The sequence below is a fragment of the Psychrobacter sp. T6-4 genome, from assembly GCF_052258425.1.
Lineage (GTDB): Bacteria > Pseudomonadota > Gammaproteobacteria > Pseudomonadales > Moraxellaceae > Psychrobacter.
This window is the reverse complement of record NZ_JBQQEZ010000026.1, coordinates 1-1,517: the sequence shown is the minus strand read 5'-3', so window position 1 is coordinate 1,517 and position 1,517 is coordinate 1. Positions and strand designations below refer to the sequence as shown.

The 1,517-nt window shown below is 49.8% G+C and carries 1 rRNA gene; it reads right to left on the bottom strand.

Annotation, left to right across the window (positions count from 1 at the left end):
• A 23S ribosomal RNA gene (locus tag ACTXGE_RS12450) occupies nt 1–1,481 on the bottom strand; the annotation flags it as partial.
• Nucleotides 1,482–1,517 lie beyond the last annotated feature (36 nt).

Genomic DNA, 1,517 nt, shown 5'->3' with positions numbered 1-1,517 from the left:
TGCAGCCCGGATTTACCTAAGCCACAAGCCTACATCCTTTCACCTGGACAACCAACGCCAGGCTGACATAACCTTCTCCGTCCCTCCATCGCATTATAAACAAGTATCGGAATATTAACCGATTTCCCATCGACTACGCCTTTCGGCCTCGCCTTAGGGGTCGACTCACCCAGCCCCGATTAACGTTGGACTGGAACCCTTGATCTTCCGGCGTGCGAGCTTTTCACTCGCATTATCGTTACTCACGTCAGCATTCGCTCTTGTGATACCTCCAGCACACTTTACAATGCACCTTCACAGGCTTACACAACGCTCCCCTACCACTTGAAAACAAATTCAAATCCGCAGCTTCGGCTCCTAGTTTGAGCCCCGTTACATCTTCCGCGCGGGCCGACTCGACTAGTGAGCTATTACGCTTTCTTTAAAGGATGGCTGCTTCTAAGCCAACCTCCTAGCTGTCTATGCCTTCCCACCTCGTTTCCCACTTAACTAGGAATTTGGGGCCTTAGCTGGCGGTCTGGGTTGTTTCCCTCTCCACAATGGACGTTAGCACCCACTGTGTGTCTCCCGGATATCACTCATCGGTATTCGGAGTTTGCATCGGTTTGGTAAGTCGGTATGACCCCCTAGCCGAAACAGTGCTCTACCCCCAATGGTGTTCGTCCGAGGCGCTACCTAAATAGCTTTCGGGGAGAACCAGCTATCACCGAGTTTGATTAGCCTTTCACCCCTATCCACAAGTCATCCCCTGGCTTTTCAACGACAGTGGGTTCGGTCCTCCGGTGCCTGTTACGGCACTTTCAACCTGCTCATGGATAGATCACTCGGTTTCGGGTCTATACCCTGCAACTATGACGCCCTATTAAGACTCGGTTTCCCTACGGCTCCCCTAACGGTTAACCTTGCTACAGAATATAAGTCGCTGACCCATTATACAAAAGGTACGCGGTCACCCTAATAAATTAAGGCTCCCACTGCTTGTACGCACACGGTTTCAGGTTCTATTTCACTCCCCTCACAGGGGTTCTTTTCGCCTTTCCCTCACGGTACTGGTTCACTATCGGTCAGTCAGGAGTATTTAGCCTTGGAGGATGGTCCCCCCATCTTCAAACAGGATTTCTCGTGCCCCGCTCTACTTAATATGTCAATACTAGAATTTAAAATACAGGACTATCACCTACTACGGTCAGCTTTCCCACGCTGTTCTTCTATTCTAATATCAATCGGCTTCTCCCCGTTCGCTCGCCGCTACTTGGGGAATCTCATTTGATGTCTATTCCTAAGGGTACTGAGATGTTTCACTTCCCCTCGTTCGCTTCCTAATAAATTAGGATACCTAGCTTATGCTAGGTGGGTTTCCCCATTCAGAAATCTCCGGATCACAGGATATTGCCGCCTCCCCGAAGCTTATCGCAGGCTGTCACGTCTTTCATCGCCTCTGACTGCCAAGGCATCCACCATGTGCGCTTAATTACTTGACCATACAACCCCAAAGGGTCTATTTACTTGCTAAGTTT